Origin of the sequence: Mycobacterium sp. 012931, from assembly GCF_000419295.1 — a bacterium.
Classification (GTDB): Bacteria; Actinomycetota; Actinomycetes; order Mycobacteriales; family Mycobacteriaceae; genus Mycobacterium; species Mycobacterium marinum.
Genome location: NZ_AOPX01000001.1, coordinates 1,333,858 through 1,359,587 on the forward strand (window position 1 = coordinate 1,333,858; position 25,730 = coordinate 1,359,587).

The window sequence follows — 25,730 nt, forward strand, 5'->3', positions numbered from 1 at the left end:
GGGGGCTCTACCTCGGTAGGAATCGCAGTGTCCGCACTCCGGTCTCGGGCACTAGGGTCCAGCCGCCATGTACGGGATCGCCGTTCTCGCGCATCGCTTTCGCTGCGACGAGCAGCACGGTATTGAGACCGCCACGCAAGACCGCGGTCCTGGCCTCGTCGTCGTAGAGCGCCCAGCCTTCGGTGGACTCGCTCAACATGTAAGTCACCATGGCTGGAAGCTATCGCGTTGGACCGACAACAAGTCGTAGTCCGACACATGGCCCAGTCGCCGAGTCCTATCCGATTTCGGCGAGCCCGTCGACAATCTTCATCGTCTCGACCGCGACAGTAGTGACCTTCGCGATGAGGTCGACGATGTACCGCGGGTCGTCGTGCTCGTCGCACCAGTCGTTCGGGTCATTCACGATCCCGGACGCCTTGTCGGTCTTGACCTGGTAGCGGTCGATGACCCAGGCCAGCGCGGAGCGGGAGCCGAGCATGTACCTCTCGGCGTCCTCGGGGATGCCGGTGATGGTGACCTTCGGGTTGTATATCAGCTTCGTGTGGTCATCCACGTTCTTGCTGGTATCGGGGTCCTTCTTCTTGGCCCACTTCAGCTTTGTGACCCGCCACGTCTCGCGATCAGCCAAATCAGCGCCGGGCTTGAGCTGCACGTCGACCGGATAGGGTTCAACGTCTTCGTACCCGACGTGGAGGCCAGACAGAGCCCGGCCGGCAATCGCTAGCTGCTCGAATCGCTCCAGCGTCTCCGGAGTCGGAATGTGCGGCAGCATCTTCTTCAGGTCCGCCGCGTACGTCGATCGGTAGGCCGGGTCATGCAGCAGGCCGTAGACGTAGAAGAAGATGTCGTCTTTGGTGACCTGGTCGCCGACCGCCTCCCGATATAGGCGGAGGATGCCGTCGGTGATGTTGTCGACGCGACTGTAGCCGTACTCGTCTACCTCAGCTGAGCCAGCTGCCAGATCAAGGGTGCTGTCGTCGGGCTCGGCCTTCTCGTAGGTCCAGCGGGGATAGAAATTGGCGGCACCCGCTCCGAGATCGATGATTCGATCGGTCATCAAACACATGAACGGAAGCGCCATGCTGCCGGGGTTTGGTGCATACATTCCGATGTTTGCGTGATGGCGTGTTGGAAACATGGACGTAAGCCCGCCGGGGCGTTCAATAACTGAAGAGTCGAAATAGACGGTCTGGTGGTGGAACGGTCGGTAGATGGCGTCACGATGCGATTCCGGGTTGAATGCCAGCCGAGTTCCCCGTGCGAGCCTCGATTTCAGGCCGTCACTCCAGCTGATGTTGAAGGAGTCAGTGTCGATGAACGCATCAATATTCTGCCTACGATCGGTGATTGACCGCTGCGCGCAGTATCCGTCGAAATGGTCAGCCTGACTGTTATAGGAGTTGACCATGCGACGGACGTTTGCGTTGACTGCCTCGGCCGAGAAGCTATCAACCCACGCATCTCGGTTAGTTTTGAGCCCGCCTGAGAACTTCGCGAAAACGGACGACTCACCGTTCTTGCCGCCAATCACTGGCCAGGCGCTGAAATCGTCGCTGCGCTGGTTGACCCAATCTCCGTCAGCGTTGGGCGTGATGGCTTGCCAGTCAACGGATTCGAGATCGCCAACCGCGACGATCTCCAGTTTCCGCTCGCGGGTCAGGTAGTCGCCGATGTATCGATAGAAGACTTCGCACGATCCGACGTGTTCGGGATTGCGAACCCCGATGAAGACGGCCACGGTGCTGCGACTACCTGAACCGAATACCTTGCCGCCCTCGCGCCGTGACTGATCCCCGGCGGTTCGCTGGTTCCCCCGCATGTTGTAGACGTAGATCCGGCTGTACTCGTCTGCCAATGTCAAGCGGATACCGTCCGCGGTATTGCTGTCGATCCAACCGCCGTTGGAGACGTACGCAACGATCCCGTGGTCGCCCACGCGGTCGGTTGCCCAGCGGAATGCTCGCAGGCAGGAGTCATAGAGGCTTGTATTGAACTGAGCTGTCGACCGCGCAGCGTAAGTCGACTCGATCCGCGCATCAAGTGTCGGATACTTCAGGTTGGCATTCAAGTCATTGGCACGGTCCTGCCCTCCCGAGTACGGCGGTTCCGTACATGGTTTCGGCGTGTTGCAGACCGCGGCGCGTTTTCCACGCGCAGCGGACTGTCGAAGCTCCCCCGCACAGCGATCGGAACTTGGTCTTGCCGTACCAGCCAGTCGCCCACAACGTTCCACCACCTGGTGTGTGGACGAGCGTGACTGGGCAAACCCGATCTCAATTATTCTCGTACTGGCCTGACAGCCGCCCATAGCTCCGCTGCCGCGGAGTTCATCGCCTCCTCGTTCTTCCGTCGAGTCCGTGCGTAGATGAGGTCGGGCACCAACGGTGCTGAGCGTCGCAGGCTGTAGAGGCGTTCCTGCCAGACGAGCAGATCCTCGTCGTTGAGCGGGTTGTCTCTGGTACCGCGTACGGCGTGTTCAATGTCATCGGCCATCGAGCGCCGGTCGGCGCACGCCTGCGTAGACGACCGCAACTGCTCACCGATGTCTAGGCAGGCCGGCAGCAGCGGTGCTGCCACACCAAGCAGAAACGTCGTCAGGCTGGTACCGATAATCATGCTGGTCATCACAATGACAACCGTCCAGACGACCAACACTGTCAGCCAGTAACGAGCGTTGAGGCGCTGCAGCCGTTCGGAATAGGCCGCGTTTGCCCGCTGCGCTATAGCCACGCACACCGTTCCTGCGGCGCCGCGATCCAGCGGGTACCAGCCCAGGAGACCGCCCTGCTTGGCGCGGTCCAGCACCTCTGTATCCGAGCCAGCGAGCTCGGCGACATCTTCAGGGGTGGGGCGCGGTACTCTCGTAGCCAGCGGCGGCATGTCGAAGACGAGCCTGTCGAAATCTTCCTGGACCGCCGCGCCCTGAGCGGCGAGTTTCCCCTCGAAAGCTTTGAAGATGGTGCGCGACAGGAAGATCCAGACGCCAGCGACCGCTCCCACCACAACCGCGGCTTTGGGAAAGAAAACTGCCAACGGCGGTGCCACTATGCCCATCACGCTAAACCCGATCCACCGCAGGTAAGTCCAGCGCTTCGCCTTTGCATACAGGGCTCGCTGGGCAATCAACAGTCGCAGCGCCCCCTCGGCTATATCGGCGGCGGCAGGGGCCGTATAGTCGTGGTCTTCGGTGTCCATCTGCGCACCCTGTTATCCGTAGGTCGGAAATTTCATACCGAAAACATTGCGCCACAGTGAAATCGCCTCACTGTGCTTGTCCGTACATGCCTTCAGCCACGCGCTACGCGCGGTGTTGGTGGCGCTTGCGAGCTGGGCCGTGATCGCCTGCCTTTGTTCGTAGTTGAGATACCCAGAGACGTCTTGACCTGCGTGCCAGCACCAGTGGATCTCCGACTGCGCAAGCTCGAACCACTTGAAGATAGGCCAACTATAATCGTCCCACGATGTCGATAGTTTAAGCGCGATCACTTCGAGGTGATAGCTCTGCAGCTTAACCGGCTGACGCCGATTCCAGTGTTTCAGCATCGTGATCACTCGCCGGAAGCGGGACCCCCGAGCCGTAACCGCCGCGGCGATGTCGCTGCTGTGCTGGGGAGGGTTGGTCGGCAACCAGATCTCGCGTTTCATGTCGGGAATTTCGTACCCTGTGACCTTCCCATTGTTATCGTTCACTCGTAACGCTGGGACAACATCGATGTTGGGCCAGGACTGGAAGCTAACCGTGACGGCTTGTCCGTTACGCCGTCCTGCCCCTGCCTGCCCGGTCCCCAAAGCATTTTTCACCGCGAGCAGCACCTGCGACGGTCGGCGGTCCTTGATGTGTTTGCCGTAGTGGAGCACCGCCATCACGTCGACGTCCGCATGCTCCTTTAGCGCGGTGTACCGCGGGATTGAACCGAAGGCTATCGCCTCCAGTACCTCGATGCCGTTGTTGCGCAACCGGTCTAACACCCAGTCTCGACGCGCATTCGCCGTTGTGCGATGGTCTCCAGGTAGATTAACTTCCTCGTAGAAGCGGGCGAACGCCGCTTCAGTAGTCCAAGCCATATCACTCCATCGTCAGTGCCGACGGCCGACCCATCGCTGCCCTGGCGGTCAACGGATGACGGCTGGAACAAACCCTAGTGGCCCCCACCGACACGCTGATGTTGGTCGACGGCACCCCGTCGCGCCGGTTGGCACGCGTCGTCGTGGTCGATCTGAATCGTCGAACCGGCCGCTTGTTCCTTGGACGGCTACACCATGCTCGCTGGGTGCCACCCGAACATCGCCCGGTGAAACTTCGCTCGTTCGGGTGGCTCAGGATCAACGTGTCCCAGCGGCACTTCAACGCACCCCAGGAATCGGCTCGGAGCTGGAGCGCGATCCTCCTCGTCGGTCACGGTTTCATCGGTCGACTCTTTCGCTGCGGCAGCTTGCTCGGCGGCGATCATGGTGTTGGGTTTGTTGCAGAGGATCAGTCGCGTGAACGCTTCGACGTACTCCAAAGCTGCTCCCATCAGAGTGAACCCAGCAGTGGCCAAATCGGCGGACATTACTTGGGGGCCGAAGGGCGAAATGGGTTCTGCCATCCACACTCCGAGGTCGTCGTAGTGGGACTGGTCCAGATTCCCAGCTTCAGGTGCGAAATGCTGTATCCTGCCTAGCATCAGCGCGGCATTAGTGGCGTTCCCATATTGCCGTCCGGGCTGCGGCACGACCTGGAGGATGCCGTCGTGGATGTGGTTGCGCAGGTGTTTGCAGACCCAAGCGTATTTCTGTAAGCGGATCACATCGTCGAGCAACGTTTCGTCATACTGCTTCTGGACCAGCTTGTTAACGAAGTCGCGTGAGTCCAGTGACCGGTTTCGAATGGTTTTGTGATCCTTCGACGTGTCGAGCAGCCATGCGTACAGGCGTCCGTAGATGTCGAATGCTGCTGCAAGGTAGAGGAGTTGACGATCGAACGCCTCAGCGGCTGTCTCGACTACGTCGCTCCTGCGTTTGTCCAAAGGGTTGGACAAGGCGGCGAGCATGTGGTCCAGCGCACATGCTGCGCGGGCCAACCGGATGAGGATCGAATTGAAAGCCTCGGCGCACACGGGACCACCTTGCGCGGCCGCGGCATGTGCCGCGGCGAAGTCGAAGAACGTCATCGCGCTGGTAACGCCCCACAGGTACGAGTTCACGATGGTTCCCGTCGACTCGGTCGTCTCCCACGCGCCGCCACCCAGGAGTTGACCGCGCTCTATGGCCACGACCGGGTTCGAGGTGACTCGCAAATAGTGCCCGATGAGGGCAACCGCGTCGTCGGGAGTTACCGTGACGACGATGTCGTTGTCTCCGACATCTGTGCGCCCGGCGACGGCCCGATTGGTGACGATCACGTCGATCTCTACGGCTCCGGCGCCGGCGGCGTAGGCAGCGGCGGTGTGGCGTTCATCGAGGCATAGAACAGGCGCGTCGGCAGGAGCGGTCTGCTCGTCGAACTGCTGGAAAATCGGGAAGAACCGCGCAACCGACCAGCCTTCCTCCGATTCGGTATTCGTCGTGATGTGGAACTCCGCCGCGTCCATGAATCGGCCGGCGTCGGTGACCGTGGTGAAGTCAACAGTGTGTAGCATCGGCTTATCCAGAAGCGTCGACCATGCATCTGGAGGCTGATCCATCCCCTTCGGCATCAGCAGGTGGACTTGGATCTCGTCGCGGGTGAGGAAGCCAGTGAGGTAGCCATCCGCAGGAGGCTGCGGGATCGACTCGACGTCGATGCCGAGCCTCATTGGCCGCGTCTCGGGCCGTATTGGAAACAAGGGAGTGGTCTTCTCCGTGACCGGCGGCCGCACGTAACGCATGAACCGCTTGTTGGGACGGCCCTGAGGGATCCTGATCGTCATTCCAGCATCGTCGCACCGCAGTATGACAACTCAACCCAGCATTGTCGGTCAGGCTGTCGCACCTGCAATCAGACTTCACGCCCACACGAGGTTCCCCATGTCAGCGGCACGTGAATTCTGACCCCGGCGCGGCAAGGTGGCTTCCAGTCAACGTCGCAACAGTTGATGGTCTGGTGAGCTTAGCAGCGCGGTGAAAAGTTTGGCGGGACTGCGGTCTTCGAGGGTGTGGCGGGGGCGGTTATTGATCTCATATTCGACAGCGCGCAGATGGTCGGGTGTGTGGGTGCTTAGGCTGGTGCCCTTGGGAAAATATTGGCGTAGCAGCCCGTTGGCGTTTTCGTTGCTGCCGCGCTGCCACGGCGAGCGGGAGTCGCAAAAGTAGACCGGTACGCCGAGGTCCGCGGTGATGTCGGTGTGCCGGGCCATTTCGATGCCCTGATCCCAGGTGATCGATCGGATCAGGTTTGATGGCAGGTCACCCAAGGTCGCGGCGATTGCGATGCGCAGGGAGTTGGCGTCACGGGCGGGAAGGTGCATCAGTCGAATCAGCCGGGTCTGGCGCTCGACGAGGGTGCCGATCGCCGAGCGCTGGTTCTTGCCGAGGATGAGGTCGCCTTCCCAGTGTCCTGGCTGACTGCGGTCGGCGGGGGCGAATGGCCGCTGGTGGATCGACAACATCGGCTGGGCGAACCATGGGCGACGCCGGCCCGGCCGCTGGTGCGCGCGGCGATGGGTCCTGCCGGTGCGCAATGGGCCGCGGTCACGTGATCACCGCTGAGGCCGTACCTCTGCTTCAACCCGTCCTGCGCCTCCAAGCAGCACTCGCGGATGCTCCGCGGTCCGACCCCGAAGCCGTGATCATGGCCGCGGTTCGCGCCATTGAGCACTGCAACAGGTGGGCGGCTCCTCTCGCGGGCCACAAGTGGTACGCGTTCGTCGCCGAGTACTTCTTCGACGAGTACACCGTCACTTCGTTCGCCAACCGCGCAGTTCGCGACGTATTCGCCGCGGTCGTGCAGCACGTTCCCGATCGTTCACCGGGTGCTCGGATCCCCGCGGAGTTGCTGACTATCCGCGAAGACATCACGGATGGTAGCTGGGGCTTCCGCATCAACCGGCAGAAGACTTTGGACCACGTGGCCGTGCTGAAACGGATATACGCCGATCACTGGCTATCCCGCCAGCTCAACGAGACCGACGACATCTTGTCCTCGGGCGCTTCTCTCGGTGGAGCGTTCGCGATCGAGCAGCAGCGCCTTGAGAACCGGGTAGCCAGGCTCACGCGGTCGCGCAACGCGGCGATTCACGGAGGGCCGTTGTCGTCGGCTGCCTGCGACAGCATCGCCGACTTCGCCACAGTCATTGCGCAGAAAGCGCTGTACACAGCGGTGCGTGCGACGGTCGCCGGGCAGGCGGTCGACGTCTACGCCAGCAAGCAGCGGGATGAGTACCGCCAGCGCAGCCAGAACCTCGCGTCGGGTGGCGATCTGAAGAACCTGTTCACCCTCATCTAGAGTCGGTCAGTCCTCCGGCTCGGCGTTGTAGAAGTCGTCGAGGGTCCACACTTCCGCTGCGACCGTCAGCTGCTCGGTTTTCGTTCGGGTGCCACGGCGGTCCATCGCACTGGAGGTCATCTCCACGGCGATCTCCTCGGGTGCGTTTCTACCGGCGACGATGGTCAGTGTGAAGTCGCCAGACTGCTCGCGCGGCCGGAGGTCACCGACGTTCCACGTGACCTCGAAAACGCCACCCTTGTCGGAGACGGACCCGGCATGCGGGAAGAAGTCGGGGACCTGCGCCCTGGTCATCCCGGCGAGAGCGTTCTCACGCATCTGGTCCAGCGGGTCCGGCCACTTCGGCAGCGGGGGAAGGTCACGGACATTCGGCGGGCAGGTGCGGACCAGAACCCCGCCCTTGCGGATGCGGACCGTCAACTGCACACCGGAGACCGGGTCGTCGGTATCGTTGCCGACCTGGAAGCACGCTGTGTTCGCTTCATCGTCGTTGACGATCTGGCGGAGCACGTGGTCCATCAGCCGGCTGCGCAGCCTGGTGAGGTAGTCGCCGACCCGGCGGTCGAACTCCCCGGCGTCCTTTGGGTCGGCGTACCGGAGCATCCCCAGCGGCCCGGTGATGTCACCGAGGGAGCTGAACGTGTCGTACGCGGTCCAGGCCGGACGAGCCGGATTGGGCTGTGGCTTGGGGCGTGGAGGTGGCCGATCCGGGGGCTTGCCGCTGTTGGCCCGGACGTACGTCTCATGCCGACGCAGCCAGTCCTCAAGGTCCTCCCGCTCGATGCTGAGGCGGATGAGCGGGTCCGCGGTGGCCGTCAGCGTCAGGTCCAGTTCTGGCCGCTGCGCGCCCTGCAGGAGACGGCGGCCGAGCATCTCAATCTCCTTGGGACCCGCCGGCGCCGTGCGCCCTGCCCCGCGGTGGAAGACGATCCCGGCGTGGTACTTGTCGTACTGCTTCTGCAGGGTGTGCTGCGGGTCGCCGGGCTCAGGCGCTTCGACGACCACGACGAGCACCTCGACGCCTTCGAATCGGACCGTGCGCGGCGTGAACCGAGGGGTGGATGCGTACGTCTTGATCCCCGGCGTGAGGTCGGCGTGGTCGACGGCAGGGATTCCAGCCGCGGCGCCGGGTTCCACGCCCACGACCATGTAGGCGACGCCGCCGTATTGGGGCCTAGCATCGTCGACGGACCGGTTGGCGAACCCGAGGACCGCCTTGGCTACCGCGAACTTGCCCGCAGCGACGCTGAGGTCGAGGGTGCTCTTCCACTCCAGCCAGTTCGTCTCCTGGGCCTCGGGCCGGGAGCCGTGGATCGCCGCGACGAGGCGAAGAAGCTCGTCGTCGGTGCGAAGCGCACGGGTCGTGTCGATGTCGCTCAGCGTGATCGGCCGCGGATCCACCGGATTAGCGTATTGCTCGGTGGCGACAGCTCTGGGCGGCACGCGGCATGATCTCGCCGGGGTGTAGGCAACCGGGTGGGTACCGGTGCGTTGATCGCGCAAGGGCCAGCCGCGCGGACTCCGATGAGCACTACGTCCTCGACCCGTGCGACGGGGTCCTCGGCGTGGTTGGCCGCCGCCAGCAGCGGTTCGATTGGCTCCGCGGCGAACCGTCTGCTGGGCGGCCCCACGTTCTAATTGCATAAATACGGGTCATGCACTCGGTGGATAGTTTGATTCGTCTGGTTTTTGTCCGGTCTTCGGTGTGTGAATTTCAGTCGCGTGAAGTTGATTGAGGTTTGGTCAGCCCGGGCACCGGATGTCTTCCGCCAGCAGCGGCAGCAGAATTTCGGCGACCTCGGTCATGATGTGCCGTGTCACCAGCAGCTCAAGGATCTGTTCCGGGGTCTGCCGCGGGTTGGTTCGGCGATTCGACATCTCTCGCAACGCCCGTACTCCTGCATGCGGGTGTGCTGACACTGTGTTCGCGGCGAACTGATGTGGGTGCACGGTCTCGATATCGGCCTCCACGAGCACGCGTGCTGTGCTGAACCCGGCCCGGCCATCGTCGGTGACGATGGCGTCGGCTTTGCCGATGATCGCGGCGTGGGCGACGTGGCCGTCATCGGGATCATTGAGGCCGTAGCTGTAGTCGCGGTCTTTGGATGCGTGAACCTCTGAGCCAGGAAATGCAGCCTTCAGCTGGTCGAAAAGGTGCTGACGGCGACTAGCGCTATCGGTGATTCCCCCCTTGTCGCGCAGGCCGGCCAGTACGTAGTTCAGCTCGAAGAGAATCCCAGATCCCCAGACAGGCGCGTACGCCTCCTCGGCGGCCAACTGCAGCAAGAAGTCACGCTGAAGGCTCGGCACGAGGGCACAGGTGTCGAGGACAGCGCGATACACGTGGGCGAGTCTTTCAAACGCCGCAGAAAGTCAACGCTTGCGTTTCGCCTCGGCGAGTAACTCGGCGACTTCGTAGGCATTGGCATCCGCGAACTCCGCCGAGCTTTCGCTGATGAACCGGTTGCGCCGGGCGTGAAGCTCCTCGCGGTAGGCAAGGACATCGGCAAGCCGCAGCTTGCGTCGCACCGCGCCAGGCACGTGCGCGTCTAATTCGCCGTTCTGGATGAGGCGAACCACCGTGGGGCGGCTGAGGCCGAGGATCTCGGCGGCCTGCTGGGTGGAGATTTCCTGGTCGCGAGTCAGGATGCTGATCGACTGGCCGTGGCTGAGGGCGTGGGCGGCACGCTTGAGGACCTCGTGAAGCTGTTCGGTCAGTTCGACGCGGTCATGTTCGCTCGCACCGGACAGGAAAAAGGCAGGCTCAGGAGAGGTCCCGTGACGGGCCTCGTGCGCCTCGATGAAGCTGAGTACATCGGCAAGCCCATTGGCATCAGCCGGAACCGGGTTAACAATCTCCGCGGAGGCGCTGCTCATGGGTCTCACTTCCTTTCATCTCACCATCGGAACGAAGCTAAGCGTAGCATAGTTACGAAAGTTACGAAAAGGGTGGCAGGCTGGGCTCTGCATCGCAATGTTGATTTCCCGAGGCTAATCGTAGGTAACTCGTTCGGCGCCAGCAGCTTTCAGTAGCTGGTCTCGTGCTTCACATAAGCTGTCGATAGCGGACTTCAAGTCGAGAGCGGCATCGGCCAGTTGGTGGCGCCCCGCAGGATTACCGTGTGAAGCAAGCAGTGCGGTCGCTGAGCGGAGTCTGTCCACATAGAGCAGCGCATCGACGGTGTATTGAGCGGTCCGCATTGGGGTGGCACCACCTGACCGTTGGAGGTGGTTACTCATGAGCGCTCTCCAGTCGTCAATGATGCGCCTATCGAAGCCGTGCAGTGCGTTGAGCACCCAACGTTGCCAGGCTGGCGGCCGTCGTTGCAGTGAACGGGAATGTGGTGATGGAGAGGCCATGTTCAAACCCTAAGATCCGTACTCGCCGTATCGCTACACCCGAACGAATTAGGTTTGACGGGCGCTGAGCTGAATTCCAACGCCAGCGAGCCGCGACGTTATTAGAGTGCCGTCCAGCGACACCGGCGCGGGTAGCTTCTTGATCGTTCGCGTCCCGTCAGGGCGCGCCGGTAGCGTCTATCGGCAAGGCAAGCCGAGTGGCTGCCCAATGGTCTCGATTCAACGGAGAAAAGATGGGCAACGAGATCGAATTGGTTACCGACGGCGATGGTTTGGCCGTGATCGGTAACTCAGCCGATGTTGAGCGCTTCTTGCTTGACCATGGCCTCGACCGGGCGCCCTCGAAGGTTCTGGATGCTCGCCGTCTTTCGTCGTTCGTGGGCACGGGTGGGACGGCGATGCAAGTCGGCTCGGAAGTTGCCACAAACTCGGGACGCTGGGTCAAGCTGACTGCTGAGTCCGCGCAGGCCGTCAAGCAATACGGGCTGATGGCGACCGAGACCCCCGGTGTCAGTCACGCGATGATCGGCAAGCCCGGTGAGATCAAGCAGTGGCTTCAGATCGCTCAGGCCCCGACGAAGCTGCTTAGTGGTCCGTTGGCCTTGTCGGCGGTGTCAACGATGATACAACAACAGGCGATGCAACAGCAGATGGACCAGATCGTGGAGTATCTCCAAGAGATCAACGAGAAGGTCGATGACATCCTGCGTACACAGAAGGACGCGGCTTTGGCGGAGATGATCGGCGTCGACCTAGCCATAGAGGAAGCGCTCGCCGTGCGCGACCAGGTTGGGCGGGTTTCGGAGATCACTTGGTCGAAGATCCAGTCGGGCTCATTCGTGCTCGCGCGGACGCAGGCATATGCCATACGCCAATTTGAAGCCATCGCCGAGACTCTGGAGAAGAAGGCCGACCTCGGCAAGATTGCCAAGGCCACCAAGGAGGCGGAGCCGAAGGTGCGCGAGTGGCTGGCGGTCATCGCGCGCTGCTTCCAGCTCCACGACGGGTTAGCCGTGCTGGAACTCGATCGGGTGCTCGATTCCGCTCCCGAGGATCTCAACAGTCACCGCCTGGGCCTGATTGAGGCCCGTCAGAAGCGGCTGGGTCTCATCTCGAGCAGCACCGCCCGCTTACTGACCCAAATGAACGAGACGGTCCGCGGCGCGAACTCCAAAGTACTGCTCAATCCACGCGACGCGCCTGCGGCCGTGCGGTCGAGCAACGAGATTGCGACGGATGTGGTGGCTTTTCGCGACCGCCTTGGCATCGAGTCGGGCGACGCGGCGACCGATGCGAGGCGGTGGCGCCAGGCCGTCGGCGAAGCCTTGGACAAAGCGCGGGCAACGGGAACAGAGGGTGTCGCGACAGCCAAAGACAAGGCCACGGATTTGGCCGACGCGGCCAAGGACAGAGCAATCGATCTAACCGGTGCTGCCAAGGACAAGACCGCCGAACTGAAAGGCGTCTTCCAGGCATTCTTACGCCGAAGGTGAGTATCGCGCGGCCAATAAGCGGTCGGCGCCTACGTGATTGCGAGCGCAAGCTTGACGACGAACGCTGGACCGTCATTCACGAGGGCATATCCGTCGGCCAGGCCGCCTTGATTGCAGAGCGTTCGTCGTCGGCGGACCCGCCGGTACGTCAAAGTGCCGGTATCGCGGTTGATGCGCGGGACCAGGCGCGTGGCCGTGCGCGGGACCACGGAAGTGGGGAAGTGACTACCCGAATCGCCGTACACCGCCTGGTTCCGCGACCACCGCCGCACGATCCGGCGGGCAGCGATGTACGCGTCCTGGGTCACCTCGACGACGACAATGGCTCTCTTGAGTCCGTAAACACCCCAGAACCGGCCCGGCCCGCGGCCGGGCTCCCGCCATAGTTCTGGCACGATGTGCTGATACTCCTTGTCGCCGTGCACGTTTGGTGATGAATGCTTGGTGAAGTAGATGGCCAGCCGCTTCGGATCGCACGCCCGCAAGCCATTGCGCACGTCGATTGCGGTCCCGGCGAGCCGGTGCCGGGCCTTCTGCTCGGCGTTGGGATGGTCGACAACCTCAGCCCACGTCTCGGACAACCAGTGAGCGAAGCCCCGTCTGGAGCGACCCGGTGATGTCGGCGGAGCCATCCACAGGTGAATGTGCGGTGCGCCGCGCCGCTGAAACTCGAGTTTCCAGATGTGCCGAACCGGCTCGCCGTATTCGCGCTCAAATCGTTTGCGCCACAACACCATGTGCCGCTTCACGCTGGCGCCGTCCGGGGCGACGACTTCCCAGTCGCCGGGATAGGTGAGAGTGACCATGGCCGGGACGCGGCCAGACTCCACAAGAGGGGTGTAATCCAGCTCGGCGAAGGTCCGGCACATCGACGAGCGTGATTTGCGGGACCACTCAGTGATGACACCGCCGGTGTTGCACTGGTCGGGTGCCGTAAGGCTCCGTCGTGTCGAAGACCCGACGGCCCGATCACCGTGCCCGACATCGCCTTCGAGGTCACTTCGGAAATGGAACTTCGCATCGTCAACGTCACGTTGGTGACAACCGACGCCCCGCTCGGCGGCTTTCTCGACCCGGACGGGATTGGTCCACCCGAGTCGCACGACGCCGGGACCGACGGTGATGCGAAAACGACCCGATTCAGGTTCGGCGCCTCGACGGCCAGGACCGCAAGCCCACGGTGCTGCCGGCTCGAACAGTGCCGCAGCCGCGGTGACCATCTCGGGACTTGGGAACCGCAGCCCCAATGCGTCGATCGCCCGCAGATCGCCAGTCGCGACCCCGTCGGCGAGCGACTCGCGGACATTTTCGGCACATATAACAAGCCCGCCGGCCCGGGCCGGGTTGAAGCCGGTGCCTCGGTCGACGTCCGGCCGACCGCTGTGGTTCTCGCGCCCTGCGGCCTGGGCGGCCTCGGGCGCTCGCGACCTCCCGTCAACCGAGGCGGCAGCGACACCATGCCGCGAAGACGAGTGTTGTGATGCCGATGTCGAGTCCCGCGTCGAGGGTGTCGATACGGCGGCTGATGATTCGATGCTGGGCATCGGGGTGCCTGCTCCTTGGAGCCCCAAAGGCTGCCCACAACGCAGGCGGCAGCGCCGAAGCTCCTGGTCAGGAGTGCAAGCACCTTGTCCGGTCTATGTCCGTTCGCCGGACAGACTGAATACGTCAGCGCAGCTCAATGCGGCGCATTTGACGCGCAGCATCGAATAAACCGCAGGTCAGCGGCTAATCCGTCCGCCTGAAAAGCGGAAGGTCGGCGGTTCGATCCCGCCCCTGGCCACACTCTTTGACCTGTATGGACACGATGACTGCACCCTATGGATGGGTGGTCTTGTCCGGTTCCTGTCGGTTCGCCTGGTTTCGTGCGACGTCGTGGAGCCGATCGAGGTTGGTGGCTACGTGGTCGAGTTCATCTGAGAGAGATCGCTGTATACATTCGCCGGCTGGCGTTGGTATGGCGCAGGTCGTGGATCGTGAGCGGCGCCAGGCCGGTCTTCTTGATGGCCTTGTTCCAGTGGGGGTCACCGATCGGGTTGCCGCTGTTTTTCTGTGTCAGGTTTGTGGCTTGCTGACGCGGTGACCCGTTTGGCTGTCTCGACTAGATGGGAAGCAGCGCGGTTCATCTTCTTGCACTCGGCGGTGGATAGATCCTGGTGTGTGTAGGCCGCCTTATTCTTGAGGCCGAGGAGGGTGCTCAGGTATTTTTCGGATCCGCTGTCGGCCGTTCTAAGCAGTGTTATGGCTTCGCTGTGAGTCCCGCCTGACGAATGCACGCCGAGTCGGACGCAGCAGATGACGTCGGACGCGGCGATACCGGCGTCCACGAACAGATCACCCGCCGCGTTGGGCATTTCATCTTCGAGATGCTCAGCGGCGTCGAAGAACTCAACTGCCTTGGACAGGCGCCCCGCGGTGACAACGGAATTGCACTCGCGCGTCCCTGCCATCAGGCCCTCCTCGCCGCCTTGGCCTTGCCTATGGGACGCAGCTGCCTATTGAGCCATGCACGTGTCCCGGAGACGGTCAGGCCTTGCCTAGCCACGTCACTTAGCAGCGGCTCACCGGCGGCGGCTGCGGCGCGAAGCTCATCTTCGGTGTACTCGACGACGCGGCCATCGTTACCAGTCCAGGCGGTGACCGACCGTACTAGTTCGGCCACCCGTTGTTCCCACACCTCCGGTTCCTCTGGATGGCTATCGTGTTCGGGGTCGGAGGCACGCACCAGTAACAGGTCGATGTCGCTGTGGAGAGTCATCCGGCCCGTTGCCGCTGAGCCGAACACGGCGGCGTACTTGAGCGTCTTTCCCCACCCTTTGAGGTGCGCTTCGAGGCGGTCCAGGAACGTTGCGGTCAGCCGCGACAGCGCCAGGATCGGCTCTGCCGCAAGATGTTCGGTGTTGAGTCGGTAGGTGTTGGTTCTACCGACCTGATCATTGAGTACCACACCTTGGGTGGTGAGGCGGGTGAGGACTTTGCGGATGCCTTCCCCTGACGCGGTGGTCAGGATGCGCTGGATCTGGGTGATCGTGAACGTCACCTCGCTGGTCGCCAGAACGCCGAGAACGTCGCCGTCCAACGTCGGCGTCACCGTAGCGAATGGCCGGTTCAGCTGCACCGAGGGCGCTCCCTTGCTTGTAACTAAAGTTAGAGCAATTCAACTATAGTTAGAGCGGTGCTGCAACTATAGTTAGAGATATACAACTAAAGTTGAAATGCTTTTGGGTCTACAATGCGACGGTTGGAAGGGCGGCATACATCGTCGCGTTCGGACTTCACCTCGCGCGGCGCCGCAAAAGTGGCTGACATTTCGACCCGGCCCGATCGTGCGTCAGGACCGCGGGATCAGATGGCGGACTCGGTAGCGCGGCGCTCTGGCCGCATTAGGGCGCTCTCAAGCGCCGCGCCGCCACCACACCCGCTCTACCGGTCCGGCCATCTCCCGTCCGGCTCAAACTCCCAATGAATCTGTCGCCCTTGCCAGGCCGCTCGGGCCGCGCAGCGGCGGCTTCTCGGTGGAGCCCTCAGTCCTCCGGGTTGTAGCCGAGGTTGGGGCCCAGCCAGCGCTCGGCCTCCGGCAGGGTCCAGCCCTTGCGCTTGGCGTAGTCGGCGACCTGGTCCTGGGCCATCCGGCCGACCACGAAGTACTGCGACTGCGGGTGCGAGAAATACCAGCCGCTGACGGCGGCACCGGGCCACATCGCCATCGACTCGGTCAGCTCGATGCCGGTCCGCTTGGTCACGTCCATCAACTCGAACAGCGTCGTCTTCTCGGTGTGCTCCGGGCAGGCCGGGTAGCCCGGCGCCGGGCGGATGCCGACGTACCTCTCACCGATGAGCGCCTCGTTGTCCAGTTGCTCGTCGGGCTGGTATCCCCAGAACTCCTCGCGGACCCGCTGGTGCATCCGCTCGGCAAACGCCTCGGCCAGCCGGTCGGCGATCGACTCCAGCAGAATCGCGCTGTAGTCGTCGAGCGCCTCCTTGAACTCCACGATCTTGGTCTGGCTGCCCAGCCCCGCGGTGACGGCGAAGGCGCCGACGTAGTCGGCAAGACCGGTGTCCTTGGGCGCGATGAAGTCGCCCAGCGACCGGTTCGGAATGCCGGCCCGGTGCTCACCCTGCTGGCGCAGGTTGTGCAACGTGGTCAGCACCTCGGCACGGGTCTCGTCGGTGTACACCTCGATGTCGTCACCGACCGCGTTTGCCGGGAAGAACCCGATCACCCCGTTGGCGGTGAGCCACTTCTCCCGGATCAGGGTGTCGAGCATTTCTTGAGCGTCGTTGTACAGCTTGCGGGCGGCCTCGCCGGTGGCCGGATTGTTGAGGATGTCGGGGAATCGGCCCTTCATCTCCCAGGCGTTGAAGAACGGCTGCCAGTCGATGTACTCGCGCAACTCGGCCAGGTCGTAGTCATGAAACTCGCGCACCCCGAGACCTTGCGCGGGCAGCGGCGGCGTGTAGCCGTCCCAGTCGATCGGCGTCCGGTTGGCGCGGGCCTTCTCCAGCGTCAGCATCGGCCGCTCGTTCTTCTGCGAGTGCCGCTCGCGCAGGGCCGCGTAGTCGGCCGCGGTGGCCTCCAGCAGGCCCGGGCGCTGCTTGTCGTCGAGCAACGCGGCGGCGACGGGCACCGAGCGGGAGGCGTCCTTGACCCACACCACCGGGCCGCTGCGACGCGGCGCCACCTTCACCGCCGTGTGCGCGCGTGAGGTGGTCGCGCCGCCGATCAGCAGCGGGATCTGCATTCCCTCGCGTTCCATTGCGGCGGCGAAGTTGACCATCTCGTCCAGGGACGGGGTGATCAGGCCGGACAGCCCAATGATGTCGGCGTCGTACTCCCGGGCCGCGGCCAGGATCTTCTCGGCGGGCACCATCACTCCGAGGTCGACCACGGTGTAGTTGTTGCACTGCAGCACCACCCCGACGATGTTCTTGCCGATGTCGTGGACGTCGCCCTTGACGGTCGCCATGATGATGATGCCGTTGGTCTTGTCCTGCTCCGTGGAGCCGGACTGCGCCTTCTCCGCCTCGATGAACGGCAGCAGGTAGGCCACCGCCTTCTTCATCACCCGGGCCGACTTCACCACTTGGGGCAGGAACATCTTGCCCGCGCCGAACAGGTCGCCGACCACGTTCATGCCGTCCATCAGCGGACCCTCGATCACCTCGATCGGGCGGCCACCCGCGGCGGCGATCTCGGCCCGCAGTTCCTCGGTATCGGCGTCGACGTGCGCGTCGATGCCCTTGACCAGGGCGTGCGTGATCCGCTCGCGGACGGGAAGGCTGCGCCACTCGGCCGCGGCCGGGTCTTCGGGCTTGCCCTTGGTGTTGAACCGTTCGGCGATCTCCAACAGCCGTTCGGCCGCGTCCTCGCGACGGTTCAGGACGACGTCCTCGATGCGTTCCCGCAGCTCGGGGTCGATCGAGTCGTAGGGCACCAGCGCGCCGGCGTTGACGATGCCCATATCCAGGCCGGCCTTGATGGCGTGGAACAGGAACACCGCGTGGATCGCCTCGCGAACGGGGTTGTTTCCCCTGAACGAGAACGACACGTTCGAGATACCGCCGGAGATGTGTACCCCGGGAAGGTTCTCCTTGATCCAGGCGCAGGCCTCGATGAAGTCGATGCCGTAGGTCGCGTGCTCCTCGATGCCGGTCGCCAGCGCGAAGCAGTTCGGGTCGAAGATGATGTCCTCGGCCGGGAAGCCGACCTCTTCGGTCAGAATCCGGTAGGCGCGCTCGCAGATCTCCTTGCGCCGCTCCAGGTTGTCGGCCTGGCCCTTTTCGTCGAAGGCCATCACGACCACGGCGGCGCCGTACTTGCGGCACAGCCGCGCCTCGCGGACGAACTTCTCCTCGCCCTCCTTCATCGAGATCGAGTTGACGATCGGCTTACCCTGCACGTTCTTCAGGCCCGCCTCGATGACCTCCCACTTGGAGGAGTCGATCATCACCGGGACCCGGCTGATGTCCGGCTCGGCCGCGATCAGCTTGGTGAACCGATCCATCGCGGCGACGCCGTCGATCATGCCCTCGTCCATGTTGATGTCGATGACCTGCGCACCGACCTCGACCTGCTGCAGGGCGACCGACAGGGCGGTGTCGTAGTCCTCGGCCTTGATCAGGTTGCGGAACCGGGCGGATCCGGTGATGTTGGTGCGCTCGCCGATGTTCACGAACAGGGAGTCGTCGGTGATGTTCAGTGGCTCCAGGCCCGAGAGCCGGGTGGCCACCGGGATCTCCGGCAGCTCGCGGGGTGCCTTGCCCTCCACGACCTTGGCGATCTCGGCGATGTGCGGCGGCGCCGTCCCGCAGCACCCACCGACCAGGTTGACCAGGCCGGCGTCGGCAAACTCGGCGATGTAGCCGGCCTGATGCTCGGGGGTCTCGTCGTACTCGCCGAAGGCATTGGGCAGACCGGCGTTCGGGTAGCAGGAGACAAAGGTGTCCGCGATCCGGGCCATCTCGGCGATGTAGGGCCGCATCTCCGGCGCACCCAGGGCGCAGTTGAGGCCCACCGCGATCGGCTTCGCGTGCCTGATCGCGTTCCAGAATGCTTCGGTCACCTGACCGGACAGCGTTCGCCCGGAAGCGTCGGTGATGGTGCCCGAGATGATCACCGGCCAGCGGCGTCCGCGGTCCTCGAACAGCGTTTCGACGGCGAACACCGCCGCCTTGGCGTTCAGGGAGTCGAAGATGGTCTCGATGATGATTATGTCGGCGCCGCCGTCGACCAGGCCGTTGGCGGCTTCCAGGTAGGCGGCGACCAGTTGGTCGTAGGAGACGTTGCGGGCTCCGGGGTCGTTGACGTCTGGCGAGATCGATGCGGTCCGCGTCGTCGGCCCCAGCGCCCCGGCCACGTAACGGGGCTTCTCCGGGGTGCTGAACTCGTCGGCGGCCGCCCGCGCCAGGGCCGCGCCGGCGTAGTTGAGTTCGTAGGCCAGCTCGGCCATGTCGTAGTCGGAGAGCGAGACCGCGTTCGCGTTGAACGTGTTGGTCTCCAGAATGTCGGCGCCCGCCTGCAGGTACTCGCGGTGGATTCCCTCGATGATCTGCGGCTGCGTCAGGCTGAGCAGGTCGTTGTTGCCCACCAGATCGCTCGGCCAGTCCTTGAACCGCTCGCCTCGATAGCCGGCCTCATCCGGGCGGTCCCGCTGGATCGCCGTGCCCATCGCCCCGTCGATCACCATGATCCGCTGGCCGAGGGTGGCCGTCAGTGCGTCGGTGCAGTCAGGGCGGATATTCGGCTCAAAGGCGCTCACGTTTATTCCCTCCGTAGCGGAAGGCGTCCTTGACTCTGCCGAGCGTGGCGGATACCGGCGGGGAACCGGCGAACCGTTGCAACGCCTCTCGACCCACAAAAGTCTACGTCGTCACGCGGCGGTTCGTTGCTTGTGCTAAGTGTCCGAGCTTCGGCGGGCGGTTATCACCACCGAGGCCGCCCAGGCTCGGACACCATCACCGGTGCCAAACGAGCGCGTCGCTGGCCCGGTTCGGTTCAACTCCTGGGGCATGGTTTGCCGGGCCCGAGCTTGGGCGCCGGACAGTGACACAATCGTCGCCGAGACTGCGCTGATGCGTGATCCCGCCGCCGATACCTCAGAAGGTGTCGCTGCCAACGCTTCTGGTGCCACGCTGGCCCGAAACACAAGTGGCACCAGGTAGCGGTGCACGAACGATCACTACATCGGTTGGCGGCCAATAGGTTTGATCGAGGTGACCTTGGCGCGCGGCCAGTCGTCTCGAATGATTACGTCGCCGAGGTGGCAGATCCGTTGTCGGGCCGGTCTGAAAACGTCGGGTAGCTGACCGGTTGGCCAGAGGTTTCGCCCGGGGCGATGTATTCCGGTGTCTCCGGGTGGGAGAACAGGTTCGAGTTGTCCACTTGGTGTCCTTCCAATGAAGGGGTCGGCTGGTTAGCACTGTCGACAGAAGGACGAACGACGACGATCGTATCGCGCGCAGGTCTTCCTGGTGGTGCGTTGAAGAGTTGCGATCACCGCTAGAGCGCGGTTCATACATAACTGTACGGGCAGTGATGTTGGGCACTCACGCCCACCCGGCGGCGGTGGTGGGCACGTCCGAGGTCGCTGTGCTGTTATGCTGCTAACAACGTTGACCGTTGCATTCGATGGTCAGCACGTCGTGAAACGCTTCTTCACCCCCCGTGCTCGCCCTGCTTTCGGGGCTGATGCCGGCGCAGTTCGTATCTCGGCGATCGATTTTGCCCACCGGCAATTTCGCCACCTTGTACTGACCGAACGCGCGTATCTCGCTGCCCACTCGGCGGAACCGATCCTGAAAGACATCAAATTGACTACTGGTACGACCTTTGCTGATCTCGGCGTGGGCGAATCGCTCATCGAGGTGCTCGCCGCCCGCGGGATCAGCCATCCCTTCCCTATCCAGATCGAAACGCTGCCCGACACGCTCGGCGGCCGAGACGTCCTCGGCCGCGGCAAGACCGGCAGTGGCAAGACGCTGGCCTTCTCCCTTCCGATGGTCAGCAGGCTGGCCGGGCGCCCGCGCCGCCCAGCCCGGCCCACGGGTCTGGTTCTTGCCCCCACCCGGGAGTTGGCCAGCCAGATCACCGCGACGCTGCAACCTTTGGCCGCGGTCAATGGCCTGCGGGTGACCACGATCTTCGGTGGGGTGCCGGAAGGCAGGCAGGTGACGGCGCTCAATTCCGGCGTCGACATCGTCGTGGCCTGCCCGGGCCGGCTGGAAGACCTGATGAAGCAACGATTGATCAGCCTCGACTCGATCGAGATCACGGTGATCGACGAAGCCGATCACATGGCCGATCTCGGTTTCCTGCCCGGGGTCACCCGCATTCTTGCGGCCACCCCGAGCGGCGGGCAGCGACTGCTGTTCTCGGCGACCCTGGACAACGGGGTCGACAAGCTGGTCAACCGATTCCTGCATGACGCCGTGCTGCACTCGGTCGATAGCTCCGATTCGCCGGTGCCCCAGATGGTCCACCACGTGTTCCACGTCTCGGGCGCGGCAGCCAAGAAGGACCTGGTGCACCGCCTTGCCTCGGGTACCGGCCGCCGAATCCTGTTCATGCGCACCAAACATCAAGCGCGCAAGCTTGCCAAGCAGCTCACCGAATCCGGTGTCCCGGCCGTCGATCTGCACGGCAACCTTTCCCAACCCGCCCGCGATCGAAACCTCGCCGCCTTCAGCAAGGGTGAGGCGCGGGTGCTGGTCGCCACCGACATCGCCGCCCGCGGCGTGCATGTCGACGGCATCGAATTGGTGGTGCACATCGACCCACCCGCCGAGCACAAGGCTTACCTGCACCGGTCCGGCCGCACGGCGCGGGCCGGGAACGCGGGTGACGTCGTGACCGTCGTGCTGCCCGAGCAGCGCAAGGACACTCATGCGCTGATGCGTCGTGCCGGAATCCGGGTCACTCCGCAAGAGGTCACCGCCGACTCGGCCGCCGTACATGAGCTGGTCGGTGACATTGCGCCCTATCAAGCTCCCGCGCCGAAGCAGGTGGCGGCACTGAAGAAGGCGGGCGCACCGAAAAAGGGGGCCGCGCCGAAGAAGGGGGCCGCGCCGAGGAATGGTGCGGCGCCGCATGGTTCGCCGCGGCCGAGGTCCGCGGGTTCCGGCAGCCGCCGACGGGGTCCCCGGCCTGGTCGTATGCGTCAGGAAACGTCATAGGACGCAATCAGTTTCAATGATTGCGGCTTGCGCTACGCTAGTTGTCCGGTCGTTGTTGGTACGTCCGGTAGTTAAATGAAAGAAGTAAGTGAATGGCACAGGGAACTGTGAAATGGTTCAACGGAGAAAAGGGCTTCGGCTTCATCACTCCTGACGACGGCACGAAGGACCTCTTCGTCCACTACTCGGAGATCCAGGGCAGTGGCTATCGCTCGCTCGAGGAGAACCAGCGGGTTCAGTTCGAGGTTGAGCAAGGTACCAAGGGGCCCCAGGCGGTAGGAGTCAGCGCCGTCTAGGAACCCCTCGCAAATCTTCGGGGAAATCCAGCCTTAGCGGCTCATCCACTCGATGGGTGTGCCGTGTGACCGGCCCGGATCGGGTCGGTGACGGTTCGCTGGGTTCCCCGAACGGAAGCTGTAGCACTTCCCCCGGCTGTTTCGCTGTGCGCCCAACAGGGCTTCGGTAGCGGTACCGCCGGGGGAAGTCGGCCGTGCTCGATCTGGTCGTTGAACCAGGGGAGCGCGCGCACAAACCCCCAGCAAGATCACCTCGGCCCGGCAGGATCTACGGGGCTTGGCCGCCGTGCCCGCCGATGCCGCCCGAACCGCCGAAACCGCCATGATCGCCGGACGGCCCGGTGCCTTCGGTGCCGGGTTGGACGGGCCCACCGGCGTATACGCCGCCGCTGGTGTAAGCGGTACCGCCGGCTCCACCGTTGCCGCCGTCGCCGCCCCATCCGGGGTTGAGCACGCCGTATCCGTTCACGCCGTTACCGCCCCAGCCGCCGTTACCGCCGTCGCCGCCGACGCCGCCGTATCCGTTGCCGCCCCAGCCGCCGAAACCGCCGTCACCACCGGATCTGAAGAAAAGCGCGCCCTTCGGGCGGGTGCCGCCGTCGCCGCCGTTGCCGCCGTTGAAACCCCAGCCGCCATACCCGCCGTTGCCGCCGTCGATGTCGGGTTGATCGCTGGTGGTGGAGCCGTTGCCGCCATCGCCGCCGTCACCGCCGTCGCCCATGGTTCCCTGGACACCGTGGGCGGCCCTGGTGGCGCCGTCACCGCTGAGGCCGCCCTGCCCGCCACTGCCCCCGTAGGCGCCGTTCCCACCGTTACCGCCATCCCCTCCGGAGCGCCACGACGGGTCACCGGAATGGCCGTCACCTCCATCGGCGCCGTTGCCGCCCATACTGTGCGCTCGATGAGGCGCGCCCGGTCAGCGCGCGGCGACTAATGGCTGGACGACACCGCGGAAACCGGTGTCCCGTGAGGGGCCCTAGTTCTGCACCAGGTCAGCCAGCGGCTCCGCGCCGGTAAGCCAGTGCCGGCGCGCCTGGCGGGCCGCCTCCCACTTGGGGACGCTCACCGCATCGTCTTGGCCCAGGTCCGCCGGGGTAGGACCGATGCGCCCGGCCAGCGGAGCCAGTGCGTCCAGATCGAAGTTGTACACCTCGGCCGCCGCCAGGCCCAGGATCTGGCGGGTCTCGTCGATGGGGATGTCCCAAAACGATCGCCGCAGCCATTCCCGGGTGTGCGGCCAGGTCCCTTCCGGATGCGGAAAGTCGCTGCCCCACAGCATGTTGGACACCCCGATCTCGTAGCGCCGCGCCAGCTCCCGGCGCTCGGTGGTGGTGGCCCCGATAAAACAGTTGCGGTCGAAGTAGGCCGAGGGGGGCATCGTCAGGTCGCCCTCCAGCAGATGGCTCATCTTCTTGGCCGAGTGCTCCCGCAGGTACCGCGTGTCCATCAGCCACAGCAGGTCGTTGGCCCAAAACGCGCCACACTCGGTGGCGCCCCAGCGCAGCCCGGGGAAGCGCTCGAACACCCCCGACCACAACGCGAACCACAGCGGGCGGACTCCCCACCAGCGCACCTCGGTGACATAGATGCCCAGGTGCTCGCCGTACTCCTGCTGCGGGGCGGCGCCGACGTGGGTGTGTACCGGCATCTGCAGGTCCTGGCAGGCGGCCCAGACCTTGTCATAGCGACGGTCGTGGTAAGGCGGGTAGCTGGCCCACAGGGCGGGAATCATGATCCCGCCCCGCAGCCCCGACTCCGCCGCCCGGGTGATCTCGGCGACCGCCGCGTCGACGTCGGCCAGGATCGGCACCACCGCGACGCCCGCGCGGCGCTCGGGGCTGTGGCTGAACAGCTCGGCCAACCAGCGGTTGTGGGCCCGCGCCCCGGCCATGGCCCGCCCCGGGTCGAGCGAGCCCGACTGGGCCAGACCGGCGCCGAAGGGCGCGCCGGCGACCCCGGAAACGGCGTCGGCGTCGGGGAAGATGACCTCGCCGACCACCCCGTCGCTGTCGAGCTCCTTGTCCCGCAGGCCCACATCCCAGCCACCGGCGATGCCCTCGCCGTGCTCGGAGAACCAGTCCTGCGCGAACTGTTCGTCGATGAACCCACCGACCTGCGACGCGGCGGCCTTCTCGGCCAGGTAGACCTCGAAGTCCTCGCGGTAGTCGGGGTCGACGTACTCGCGGTACTGCTCGGTCGGCAGCTCGGCGTGGCAGTCCGCGGAGATGACCACATACGGTTCCAGGGGGTTCGGGGCCTTACGGGCTTCCATGGAGAGTCCTCTCGCTACCAGGCGCGGATGGGGTCGGGCTCGAACGCGGTGCTGCTCGCGTCGGCGGGGATGGCTGCCAGTGGCTCGGCGACTTCGGTGACGGTTGGGCCGATGCGGGCGGCCAGCGGCGCGAGGGCCTGCAGATCGAAGCCGTAGACGGCCGCCGCATTCCCGCCCACCATGGCCGCCACCTCGTCGGGGTCGACGTCGCTGAAGGTGTGGCGCAGCGCTTCCCGGCTGTAGGGAGCGGTCCCTTCCATGTGTGGGTAGTCGCTGCCCCACATGATGCGGTCGACACCGATTCGGTGGCGCTGTGCACATTCGACCGGGCGCAGGAAGCTGGCGCCGACGTAGCACTGGCGGGCCCAGTACTGGCTGGGCTGCAGCGGCAGCGAGCCGGCGGTGGGCCCGGCGAAGCGGGCGATGGCCGAATTGGGCCGCCGGTAACGGGCTGCCGCCACGTCCAGTGAGTCGAGGGTCGCCGGTATCCACCCGGTGCCTTGCTCGGTCAGGACCACGGTGAGATCCGGATAGCGATCGAGCACGCCGCTGAAGATCAGGTGCCAGAGCGCGCGATGTGCCCACCAGTGCGACTCGTACACCCACACCGCCAGCGAGCTACCCCATCCGTCGATCGGGCTGGGTCCGGCATTGCCGCCGTGGTGGTTGATCACCAGGCCCGCCTGCGCGCACGCCGCCCAGAGCGGCTCCCAGTGCTCGGCATACAGCGCGGGGATGCCGGTGCCGGGGGCAACCCCGGGCAGCAACACGCCGCCGCGCAGCCCCAGCTTGGCGATCTGTGCCACTTCGGCGACGGCCTCGTCGACGTCCCCGAGCAGGATCTGGCCCACCCCGGCGCGCCGTTCGGGGGACAACGAGCAGAAGTCCGCCAGCCAGCGATTGTGCGCACGCAGGCCGGCCCACCGCAGTTCGAGGTCCCGGGCGGTACTCGGTGGGGGAGCGGCCAAGCTGCCCTGCGGGAAGAACGGCGGCACCGTATTGGGGAAGATGACCTCTCCCGCAACGCCATCGGAGTCCAGTTCCGCGTTGCGACGATCGCTGTCCCAGTTGTGTTCGGCGTCCGGCTCGCTGAGGTCGCCGAACGGATTCACAAACGTCTTGGCCCAGTCGTCGAACTCGTCTTGGTACTTCGCCTCGAGATACTCGCGGTAGTCGAGCAGGTCCGCCCCGGCGTGGCAGTCAGCCGAAATAACCGTGTATCGGTCCAT

The 25,730-nt window shown here is 64.3% G+C and carries 21 protein-coding genes, 1 tRNA gene and 1 pseudogene; 5 read left to right on the forward strand and 18 right to left on the reverse strand.

Going from position 1 to position 25,730, the window contains the following annotated elements:
• Positions 1-7: 7 nt before the first annotated feature.
• The 6 genes and pseudogenes from MMSP_RS06000 to MMSP_RS06025 all read right to left on the reverse strand — a co-directional run.
• A complete protein-coding gene (locus tag MMSP_RS06000; RefSeq protein ID WP_011738847.1) occupies positions 8-211 on the reverse strand; it encodes a hypothetical protein in 204 nt (67 codons plus the stop codon).
• A 66-nt stretch (positions 212-277) separates the two neighbouring features.
• The gene (locus MMSP_RS06005) at positions 278-2,311 is read right to left on the reverse strand and encodes a type ISP restriction/modification enzyme (protein ID WP_084472526.1); all 2,034 of its coding nucleotides are present in this window, start codon (positions 2,309-2,311) and stop codon (positions 278-280) included.
• Positions 2,281-3,198 carry an S-4TM family putative pore-forming effector gene (locus MMSP_RS06010; protein WP_020785871.1) on the reverse strand — a complete coding sequence of 306 codons (918 nt, stop codon included), beginning with the start codon at positions 3,196-3,198 and terminating at the stop codon, positions 2,281-2,283. Before MMSP_RS06010 ends, MMSP_RS06005 begins: the two co-directional genes overlap by 31 nt.
• Before the next feature lie 12 nt (positions 3,199-3,210).
• Positions 3,211-4,068, reverse strand: coding sequence for a nucleotidyltransferase (locus tag MMSP_RS06015; protein ID WP_036426240.1), 858 nt, complete (start codon positions 4,066-4,068; stop codon positions 3,211-3,213).
• Positions 4,069-4,256: 188 nt separating this feature from the next.
• On the reverse strand, positions 4,257-5,894 hold the full coding sequence (locus tag MMSP_RS06020; RefSeq protein WP_020785873.1) for a hypothetical protein: 1,638 nt from the start codon (positions 5,892-5,894) through the stop codon (positions 4,257-4,259).
• A 147-nt stretch (positions 5,895-6,041) separates the two neighbouring features.
• Positions 6,042-6,662, reverse strand: a pseudogene (locus MMSP_RS06025) (IS30 family transposase); the annotation flags it as partial.
• A gap of 92 nt (positions 6,663-6,754) precedes the next feature.
• Here MMSP_RS06025 and MMSP_RS06030 point away from each other — a divergent pair.
• Positions 6,755-7,408, forward strand: a complete 654-nt coding sequence (locus MMSP_RS06030; RefSeq protein ID WP_020785876.1) for a hypothetical protein — start codon at positions 6,755-6,757, stop codon at positions 7,406-7,408.
• A 6-nt stretch (positions 7,409-7,414) separates the two neighbouring features.
• Here the strand turns inward: MMSP_RS06030 and MMSP_RS06035 are convergent, their stop codons facing one another.
• The 3 genes from MMSP_RS06035 to MMSP_RS06045 all read right to left on the reverse strand — a co-directional run bounded on the left by MMSP_RS06035 (position 7,415) and on the right by MMSP_RS06045 (position 10,285).
• Positions 7,415-8,809, reverse strand: coding sequence for a hypothetical protein (locus tag MMSP_RS06035; RefSeq protein WP_235065680.1), 1,395 nt, complete (start codon positions 8,807-8,809; stop codon positions 7,415-7,417).
• Between the two features lie 342 nt (positions 8,810-9,151).
• Positions 9,152-9,751: a PIN domain-containing protein gene (locus MMSP_RS06040; protein ID WP_020785878.1), complete on the reverse strand. Its 600-nt coding sequence runs from the start codon at positions 9,749-9,751 to the stop codon at positions 9,152-9,154.
• Between the two features lie 30 nt (positions 9,752-9,781).
• Positions 9,782-10,285, reverse strand: coding sequence for a helix-turn-helix domain-containing protein (locus MMSP_RS06045; protein WP_020785879.1), 504 nt, complete (start codon positions 10,283-10,285; stop codon positions 9,782-9,784).
• Between the two features lie 716 nt (positions 10,286-11,001).
• Here MMSP_RS06045 and MMSP_RS06050 point away from each other — a divergent pair.
• Positions 11,002-12,261, forward strand: coding sequence for a hypothetical protein (locus MMSP_RS06050; protein WP_020785880.1), 1,260 nt, complete (start codon positions 11,002-11,004; stop codon positions 12,259-12,261).
• 29 nt (positions 12,262-12,290) lie between these two features.
• Here the strand turns inward: MMSP_RS06050 and MMSP_RS06055 are convergent, their stop codons facing one another.
• The gene (locus MMSP_RS06055; RefSeq protein ID WP_020785881.1) at positions 12,291-13,805 is read right to left on the reverse strand and encodes a hypothetical protein; all 1,515 of its coding nucleotides are present in this window, start codon (positions 13,803-13,805) and stop codon (positions 12,291-12,293) included.
• A gap of 174 nt (positions 13,806-13,979) precedes the next feature.
• Here MMSP_RS06055 and MMSP_RS06060 point away from each other — a divergent pair.
• Positions 13,980-14,044: transfer RNA gene (locus tag MMSP_RS06060), tRNA-Phe, on the forward strand.
• A 241-nt stretch (positions 14,045-14,285) separates the two neighbouring features.
• On the opposite strand, the gene MMSP_RS06065 is transcribed toward MMSP_RS06060, so the two are convergent.
• The 5 genes from MMSP_RS06065 to MMSP_RS27395 form a co-directional block, all read right to left on the reverse strand.
• Positions 14,286-14,711 (reverse strand): hypothetical protein, encoded by a 426-nt coding sequence (locus MMSP_RS06065; protein WP_020726655.1) that lies wholly within the window; start codon positions 14,709-14,711, stop codon positions 14,286-14,288.
• Entirely contained in the window at positions 14,711-15,379 is a 669-nt protein-coding gene (locus MMSP_RS06070) for a nucleotidyltransferase domain-containing protein (RefSeq protein ID WP_020785882.1), read from the reverse strand. Before MMSP_RS06070 ends, MMSP_RS06065 begins: the two co-directional genes overlap by 1 nt.
• Before the next feature lie 406 nt (positions 15,380-15,785).
• Positions 15,786-19,520, reverse strand: coding sequence for a methionine synthase (metH, locus tag MMSP_RS06075; protein WP_020785883.1), 3,735 nt, complete (start codon positions 19,518-19,520; stop codon positions 15,786-15,788).
• 488 nt (positions 19,521-20,008) lie between these two features.
• Complete coding sequence (locus MMSP_RS29310; protein WP_012396361.1) at positions 20,009-20,143, reverse strand: hypothetical protein; 135 nt, start codon at positions 20,141-20,143, stop codon at positions 20,009-20,011.
• 221 nt (positions 20,144-20,364) lie between these two features.
• Positions 20,365-20,541, reverse strand: coding sequence for a hypothetical protein (locus tag MMSP_RS27395; RefSeq protein WP_020730806.1), 177 nt, complete (start codon positions 20,539-20,541; stop codon positions 20,365-20,367).
• A 30-nt stretch (positions 20,542-20,571) separates the two neighbouring features.
• On the opposite strand from MMSP_RS27395, the gene MMSP_RS06085 reads away from it, so the two are divergent.
• Together MMSP_RS06085 and MMSP_RS06090 are read left to right on the forward strand one after the other, a co-directional pair.
• Positions 20,572-21,933, forward strand: coding sequence for a DEAD/DEAH box helicase (locus tag MMSP_RS06085; RefSeq protein WP_036427119.1), 1,362 nt, complete (start codon positions 20,572-20,574; stop codon positions 21,931-21,933).
• Positions 21,934-22,025: 92 nt separating this feature from the next.
• On the forward strand, positions 22,026-22,229 hold the full coding sequence (locus MMSP_RS06090) for a cold-shock protein (RefSeq protein ID WP_012396359.1): 204 nt from the start codon (positions 22,026-22,028) through the stop codon (positions 22,227-22,229).
• 268 nt (positions 22,230-22,497) lie between these two features.
• Here the strand turns inward: MMSP_RS06090 and MMSP_RS06095 are convergent, their stop codons facing one another.
• From MMSP_RS06095 to MMSP_RS06105, 3 genes are all read right to left on the reverse strand, one after another.
• The gene (locus tag MMSP_RS06095; protein WP_020785887.1) at positions 22,498-23,118 is read right to left on the reverse strand and encodes a hypothetical protein; all 621 of its coding nucleotides are present in this window, start codon (positions 23,116-23,118) and stop codon (positions 22,498-22,500) included.
• A gap of 87 nt (positions 23,119-23,205) precedes the next feature.
• Positions 23,206-24,501, reverse strand: a complete 1,296-nt coding sequence (locus MMSP_RS06100; protein ID WP_174524134.1) for an amidohydrolase family protein — start codon at positions 24,499-24,501, stop codon at positions 23,206-23,208.
• Between the two features lie 14 nt (positions 24,502-24,515).
• On the reverse strand, positions 24,516-25,730 hold the full coding sequence (locus MMSP_RS06105; protein WP_012396356.1) for an amidohydrolase family protein: 1,215 nt from the start codon (positions 25,728-25,730) through the stop codon (positions 24,516-24,518).